At 41.9% G+C, this 7014-nt stretch carries 6 protein-coding genes and 1 pseudogene; 6 read left to right on the forward strand and 1 reads right to left on the reverse strand.

Translation table 11 applies throughout. The features are described from left to right. Window positions 1–540 precede the first annotated feature (540 nt). From DWZ76_RS14000 to DWZ76_RS14025, 5 genes are all read left to right on the forward strand, one after another. On the forward strand, window positions 541–1077 hold the full coding sequence (locus DWZ76_RS14000; protein WP_107001171.1) for a hypothetical protein: 537 nt from the start codon (window positions 541–543) through the stop codon (window positions 1075–1077). An 808-nt stretch (window positions 1078–1885) separates the two neighbouring features. After that, window positions 1886–2308 (forward strand): sigma factor-like helix-turn-helix DNA-binding protein, encoded by a 423-nt coding sequence (locus DWZ76_RS14005; protein ID WP_107001170.1) that lies wholly within the window; start codon window positions 1886–1888, stop codon window positions 2306–2308. Window positions 2309–2798: 490 nt separating this feature from the next. Next, window positions 2799–2999 carry a hypothetical protein gene (locus DWZ76_RS14010; RefSeq protein ID WP_107001169.1) on the forward strand — a complete coding sequence of 67 codons (201 nt, stop codon included), beginning with the start codon at window positions 2799–2801 and terminating at the stop codon, window positions 2997–2999. A 400-nt stretch (window positions 3000–3399) separates the two neighbouring features. Further along, window positions 3400–4908, forward strand: coding sequence for a recombinase family protein (locus DWZ76_RS14015; protein WP_107001168.1), 1509 nt, complete (start codon window positions 3400–3402; stop codon window positions 4906–4908). Between the two features lie 353 nt (window positions 4909–5261). Further along, a complete protein-coding gene (locus tag DWZ76_RS14025; RefSeq protein ID WP_227589495.1) occupies window positions 5262–5759 on the forward strand; it encodes a hypothetical protein in 498 nt (165 codons plus the stop codon). A 164-nt stretch (window positions 5760–5923) separates the two neighbouring features. Here DWZ76_RS14025 and DWZ76_RS14030 read toward each other — a convergent pair whose 3' ends face one another. Beyond that, window positions 5924–6589, reverse strand: coding sequence for a hypothetical protein (locus DWZ76_RS14030; RefSeq protein WP_118468472.1), 666 nt, complete (start codon window positions 6587–6589; stop codon window positions 5924–5926). Between the two features lie 182 nt (window positions 6590–6771). On the opposite strand from DWZ76_RS14030, the pseudogene DWZ76_RS14035 reads away from it, so the two are divergent. Beyond that, window positions 6772–7014 (forward strand): annotated as a pseudogene (locus tag DWZ76_RS14035) (IS66 family insertion sequence element accessory protein TnpB); the annotation flags it as partial.

A 7014-nucleotide genomic window follows, 5' to 3' on the forward strand; every position in this document is an offset into this window, starting at 1 on the left:
GCCACTTGTGGCCACAGAGGCATTGCTTGCCATTTAGCTATTTAGCAATATACTGCAAAAAAGATTATTGAGTTTATACAACATCTATTGTTTTACGCAATACCTCCTTAAAATATCTATATTAAGAAAATTCGCCACAAATTTTCGGTGATTTATCAATCGCTTTTCGAGTTTTTATATGTTTATGCAAAAAGAATGATATTTTTTTTATATCAACAAGTTCTCTTTCTTTTTATCGTTTTAACTCAAACATCAAAACACAAAACTTGAATACCCGGTTTTTATATCAGAAAAATATACGATATATGTTGATAATTAACAATTTATTAAGTTTTATTTACCATTTTTAGATTATATTGCATATATAGGGATTCTGTTGTATACTACAGTTAGTTATAAAAAGCTCATAACCGATTAGTAAAGGGAGGGATACCATTGGGGCTATAGAGGAGGAGAATTTGAGAGAATAGTGCCTTACATAATGGTGGGCGCTAAAAAATCTGAGTTTGTTACTATGGTAAAGTCTCAAGGAGGTCATTTATGAAGAAAGGTTTGAAAAAGGCATTGGGTCTGTTGGTAGCGCTGAGTCTCATGGTAGTTGGTAGCGCATTTAGTGCTCTTGCTGCTGATTCTCCAGAACAGAGACAAACATTCAGTGTCGATCTGAATAATTTTGACGAAAGCCAGCCCTATTCGGAAACATTACATTTCGAGAAGGACGGTCAGCCGGTAACAGTGACACTTAGCTATACGCCTCCTTTAACTCGTGATCCTGCTACTGAAGGAACGTGGAAATCGGATGCATTTTGGGGTGTCGCAGGTATGGATTACAGATTTGACTTATCAAAGAGTGGTAGCCAGTGGAAAATTTCTAATGCACGTGATTTAAATACCTACTGTGTTGGCGGAACGGTTGAAGATGAAAGTTTAGCCATTGGCCGTGCAACATCTACCTCAAGCAAAGCGGCCGAAGTGACTGGCTCTATGAGAGCAAATGTAGTCGGCGGAGTAGGAACACTTTCTTTCGCTTTAAGAACGGAAGTTTTTAATGGAGAAGTTTCTACCGTATTAAATTAAGAATAATATAAGTAGAGTCCTATTCAAAAAGGTGTTGATGTAAATATGTCGGCAATGTCTATATTTTTTCTAGTTGTATGCTCCGTCCTTGGACTTGGTGTTTTATACTGTATAGCTCGAATTATAGGATGGCTATTCAATCAGATAAAAAATAATGCTGATTAAGTGAAAGCAATTATACAATTTAAAAGGGTTGTTGCAAAGAGAAAAGTAATGTTCTGTATATGGTAGATTTAATAATTGACATATACTATATATAGTAAATTGAGTCTGTTTTGTAACAACCTTTTTAAAAGAAAATTTTTAGTAACAATTAGATAGAGTAGAGGTACGTTAACCATTAACATATCCTCTACTCTATTTTTTTATTTTTGCCTCCTATCTACGACAAATTTTGCAAAAAATACATTATATGATAATAAAAGAACTACGAGATTTTTACGCGGAGGTTGCTAATAACATGAGTTAGATTATTGAGAAAAAATAGATGAAGCAACGCCCCTTTTGCTTTACCTCCTCCTAGATGGGAGGAGTTTTATTCCAATTTAAACTTTTTTAAGGCTCAAACAAGCTGTTATTTGTTTGAGCTTTTTTTATGTTCGACACCTTATTTCAGGATTTGCTATCGAAACAGAGCCAGTCTTGAGATAAGCTGTCGAGGCTTTTTTAGAACGAGTAGCCATCTTTACTATTTTATAGATTTTTCACTGTTATTTTTTGAAAATTTCAGAAATTTCAGCCTACATATACGCTCCCCGCCGCTTCTGTTTTGTTGTCCATCCATCACAAAACAAAGCGGAGGTTCAATATGGCTATTATAAATTTACGGGACTATTACCCTTTTTATACGTCAGACTACTTTATGGAAGTACCAGAAGATGTTGTTGAAATGTTCAAGGAGTTTGACCGGAAGGAAGCCGCTTACCGTCTGCGTACATACCGGCACAAAGCCTATTACTCCCTGGATCGGAATGATGGAATTGAGCATGAGGCGCTTTTCGTTGCGTTCTCTCCCTATGAACTGTATGAGCGTAAAGTGACGATACAAGAACTCTATACCGCCATCTCACGACTGCCCGACAAACAGGCAAAGCGCATTTACGCTCATTTCATTCTCGGCTTGACGAAACAAGACATTGCCCGGGCCGAGGGTGTGGATGAAAAGGTCGTGCGGCTCGCCATTGAGCGCGGCCTTCGGAACTTGGAAAAAATTTTAAAAAAATTTTTATAAGGTGTACCGATTTCGCCTCAAAAATGAAATGGCTTATGAGAGGCAGTCAAAGCCTCGGGCCACATTGGCCCGAAGCGGGACACGCCTCACGCAGATTGAAAACTGAATAAAAGATAGACGGATACGAAGGGTGCTTGTGTCCAGTGACAGGCCCGCCATGACCTCTATTTTTACACTAGAGAGAGCGACCAGGCCCATGCCGTAGGCAGACTGTGGCAGGTCTGCCGGACAAAACACAAAACCCGGATACTTGCGATTAGTCACAATCCGAGCGTGCAGCGGTGTTGCGAACCGTGAGCCGTCGCAGGTAATGAGATCGCCTTGCCATCAGAATGGGGAGAGCTGAAATGCTATGGGACAAAAAGCCAACTGTCCGTCCGGTCTATCTGAAAAAACTTTCTAACCTGTGGGGCCCTTCCTCTATTACTGTCTGATGATAGGGCAACCGTTCTGGCTGGGCCCCATATTTTTCTATGAACAGGAGAATTTTATGAAGGAAAATATATCTAGTCCAGAATTAACGCTGAATATATGGAGTAATGACGCCTGCCGGGGCTATGTGATTATGGCCATGCAGGACTGTGGATTCACCCATAAAGATATTAGCCGTGTAGTAAATCAGCTTTATGGAGTGTTTGACTTATACACACTCAACGAGGCTGAACAGAAATATTATAACGGCGATTATTAGCTTCGGGCCAACGTGGCCCGAGGCTGGGGAAAGCTCAAAGGGCAGTTCCTTCCAGGGAGCCGCTTTTTTAGGTTTCCCCAGCAGACAAGAGGGAAGCTGGCCGCTGTTCATCCGTACTGAAAAGTGGAGGTTTTCGATGGTTCAATCTGTTACATACCAAAGCGAAAAACAATCCGTATATTTTCAAGGGAAACTTATCGTATTGGAAAATCTAATTCCGGTACTATCCCCGGATGAAAAGAACAAGCGAAAAAGAGAAATCGAAAATCACTTATATGATGTGTTCAGTAAATACACGGACAGATTTTACTAATCAACCGCAACATTGTTGTCCGGGGCTGCCTATGGTATAATATAATTGTAAGGTTGGTAGCTCCATTCCATACGGAAGGAGCCCAATATGGACATTATCAGAGAAGATTGTATATACGCGAGACAGTCGGTAGACCGTAAGGACAGTATCAGCATTGAAAGCCAGATTGATTTTTGTAAGTATGAGCTGAAAGGCGGAAGCTGTAAAGTATTCAAGGATAAAGGCTATTCCGGGAAGAATACGGACAGGCCGGAGTTTCAAAAGCTGTTAGGAGAAATCCGAAAGGGCCGGGTGCGGCGGGTAATCGTTTATAAGCTGGACAGAATCAGCCGTTCCATTCTGGACTTTGCAAACATGATGGAGCTGTTCCAGGAATATGACGTGGAGTTTGTTTCGTCCACAGAAAAGTTCGACACCTCAACCCCAATGGGGCGGGCCATGCTGAATATTTGTATCGTATTCGCACAGCTTGAACGTGAGACAATCCAGAAACGCGTCACGGACGCTTACTACTCCCGGTGCCTGAAAGGTTTTCACATGAGCGGACAGGCCCCCTATGGTTATCAGTTGGAGCCGACAGTGGTTGAAGGTATCCGCACAAAAAAGATGGTGGCAGACCCCGAAACTTCCCAATATGTAAAGCTCATGTTTGAAATGTATTCCGAGCCGGAAACGTCTTTTGGTGACATTACACGGTACTTTGAGGAACAGAACATCAAAGTTTACGGTAAATCGCTATTCCGTACCTTTATTTCACAGCTTTTAAGAAATCCTGTTTACGCACAAGCAGATTTAGAACTCTACGAATTTTTTAAAAGCCAGGGGGCGGCTATTGTCAATGACGCTTCCGATTTTGCCGGAACCAATGGCTGTTATCTCTATCAGGGCCGGGACGTGAAGGAGGATAAAGACAGGAGCCTGAAAGACCAGATACTTGTAATCGCTCCACATGAAGCGCTCATACCGTCTGATGTATGGCTGAAATGCAGGAAGAAGCTAATGACAAATAAGAGTTTTCAACAAGGACGTAAGCCGAAAAATACATGGCTTGCCGGAAAAGTTAAATGCGGGTGTTGCGGATATGCCTTAAAGGCAACACACGTTCCGAACAGCGAAGGCTATTTTCGCTGTAGTAAACGGACTGAAAATAAAGGCTGCCCGGGCTGTGGTAAAATCCGTAAATCTGAATTTGAGGAATTTATTTTCAGTGCTATGCGGGCGAGATTTAAAAATTTTCAAGTCCGCCATAGCCGGGAGGAAAAAGTCAATCCCAAACTGACCGCCCATCAAATTGAACTGGCGCAAGTTGAAGCCGAGATTGAAAAACTACTTGATACGCTAACCGGAGCCAACGCAACACTTCTTGCCTATGCTAACAAAAAAATTGAAGAACTGGACACTCGCCGCCAGACCATTTCAAAGGAGATTGCGGAAATGTCCATTGAAACAATGTCACCCCAAAAGGAGCAGGAACTCTCTTATTACCTCGACCATTGGGACAGCATTGAATTTGACGACAAAAGGAAAGCCGTTGACGGCCTGATTATTTCAATCAGCGCAACTAGCGACCACGTTCAAGTAGAGTGGAAAATCTAAGCTCTAACTTCTGGATTATCCCACTCTACTTACTTTCAAATCTATCTTTTCTTTTTAATCTTGTTTGTACCCCTTGTACACCGTTGCTTCTTTTTCCATAGAAAAAACGCCCCAGCCAAGCCGGAGCATTATCTATCTTCTATATCAAATTACCTTAAACATCTTCTGCGACATCGGTTTCTCCTTCTTCTGTTCAACCTCCGCCTGTGCCTTTCCGAAGTCTTCCATTCGCTTCAGTTCTTCCTCAGCATCGTCAAATCCGATATGTGTATAAATGGGGTATAGATAAAGATGCAGAATATTGGGATGTGTCTACCAATATTCTTGGAAGTTTTACTTTCGCTGTAAAAGAGATGAGAGATGATTTAGAAAAACTGTACCGTGACACTCTTGTTGTCCTTATGTTCAAAAAATGTCTGGAACAGCTTGATGTTTCTGCAGAACTTGCACAGATCACATGGACAAATAAATTTGCAGATTTTAATTCATTTCCTATGCAGAAACATCTCGGTAAAATATCTGCTTACCTGAATGAAATGAGTGGAGTAACCATGAAGCTCGGATTAGATGAGAATGGAGAATTGAAGGTCATGCCGGATTTTCACTCTGTATTCGATGCTGCCCGATTCGCCCTGTCGCAATATGTATCTATCCCTACGGATTATCCGATTGCTTATGCGGACCGGGTTGGTGTTGCCACCTGTGAGTGCTGTGGCCGCCTATTCATCAAGAACGGAAACCGTCAGAAATACTGTGACAATCCAGAATGTAAAAAGGAACGAAACCGCAGAAAATCCCGCACAGCTTATCACAGAAAAATACAGGAAGAAAATGACAACCTCTGGGCGTGACCACGGCTGTTTTCACACTGGGGCAAGATGTGGCAAGTAATATAGGTTATTTTCTATATAGGCTCTATAAGAATAAGCTAAATCATCTGCCACAAGTTGCCCCAACTGATTTTTCATAGAAAAAGGGCATTGGTCCGCACCGACACCCCAGTGTGATTTTATCCTTATTTCTCATAACGAAATGCTGAATTTCCAGTCAGATTTCTAAGCAAAATCTTCCTTGCTGTCTTATATTCATTTCCGATAAAGCCAAGCCTGAGCAAAAAACATCGGAAAGCATATTTGTCATTGTCTGTTTCGGTCGGCTTTGATGATACTCTTTTTGCATCTTTTGCCATATCACACAGTCCTGTGATAAATTGCGTGTATGCTGCTATCTCGTCACCATCTTCCGTATATGGAAACCATGCAAAGTTAATTTTCTCCTCTGTGATTTCAACCTCGGTGCTGTCCGTCTGAAATGCCTTTTGGAAAAGCGTCTGCTTATTTGTTATGATCTTCTGTAGATTTTCCAATGCCGTATCCGTAAGGCATGCTCTCGGAACTGCTATTGTGAGCTTGTCCTGCTGCATTGGGACTTCTTCAGTAAATTCCGCATCATCCTGAAAACCACACTCTCGTAATTGCCGAATTAAGTGTTCTACCATTTCTACCGCTACTCCCTCTGGGATGTGCAGCACGCCCTCTTTGTCCAGTCGGTATCCTGCAATATCGTATGCACAGCTTGGCACCCGCTCATAATTCGGTGCTGTTCCAAGTATTTTGCCAATCTTCTGTGCCAGCTTCGGTCTTTGCTTTGGTTTCAGTGTAAATCTGATTCCATTTTTCATAATATGTACCTGCCTTTCTTTTTCGGTAGTACATATATCACTCTGACGGCACAGAATAGCAGTAAACGCTCCATAGCAAGTACCTGTTCCTCCACTCCTTTTTCTGCCATAATAGTCTCACACTATACAGAGTCAAAAAAGTTAAGTACTCAACTTTTTTGACCGCCTATGGAGGTCTAGCTATGAGCAGTCAAACAAGTTTAGTTGCTGAACAGGTTCGGTTGCAGCAATGGGCGGCACAGATCCAGGATTGTAAAAACCGCCCTGCAGATATGAAAGTAGAAACCTGGTGCAGTGAGCATGGCATCACAAAAGCGAATTATTATTATCGTCTGAAAAGAGTCCGCAAAGCATGTTTGGAGGTCTACAATCCAGAACCGGCGTTTGTGGAACTTCCTCAGCCGACAGAGAAAGCTCTGCCCCAG

The organism is Clostridium sp. AF35-15, assembly GCF_003477745.1.
GTDB lineage: Bacteria > Bacillota > Clostridia > Lachnospirales > Lachnospiraceae > Otoolea > Otoolea fessa.